Below are 506 nucleotides of genomic sequence, written 5' to 3'. Positions count from 1 at the left end.
TCGGAAAACGGCATGTCGGTGTTGGCGCCGTAGACACTCGACGTGCTGGCATAGGTCAGGTGCGCGACGGCGCTGTTGCGGCAGGCCTCCAGCATGTTGGTGTAGGCGATGATGTTGCTTTCGACATAGGCATGCGGGTTTTCCAGGCTGTAGCGAACCCCGGCCTGGGCGGCGAGATGGATCACCCGGTCGAATGCATGGTCGGCAAAGCAGGCGTCGACCACGCTCTTGTCGGCGAGATTGCCGCGGATGAAATGATAGCCGGCATTGGTCTTGCGGCTCGCCTCGTCCAGGAGCCGCAGCCTCGCCTCCTTGATCTGCGGATCGTAGTAGTCGTTGACGTTGTCGATGCCGACGACCTCGTCACCGCGCTCCAGCAGCCGCTTGGCTACGTGATACCCTATGAAGCCGGCCGCGCCGGTGACCAGAACCCTCATCAGAAGCGCCCATCCGTAACATGCCTGGGGAACAGACCCTTGATGTCGTAGATGACGCCCGGGGTCTTG

The 506-nt window shown here is 61.9% G+C and carries 1 protein-coding gene; it reads right to left on the bottom strand.

Going from position 1 to position 506, the window contains the following annotated elements:
• The coding region (locus NKH95_RS33410) for a GDP-mannose 4,6-dehydratase (RefSeq protein ID WP_352894632.1) at positions 1-437 on the bottom strand (437 nt) is incomplete at its 3' end.
• Between the last annotated feature and the right edge of the window lie 69 nt (positions 438-506).

Source organism: Mesorhizobium sp. M0848 (genome assembly GCF_040319805.1).
Classification (GTDB): Bacteria; Pseudomonadota; Alphaproteobacteria; order Rhizobiales; family Rhizobiaceae; genus Mesorhizobium.
This window is presented reverse-complemented; position numbering and strand designations above follow the sequence as displayed.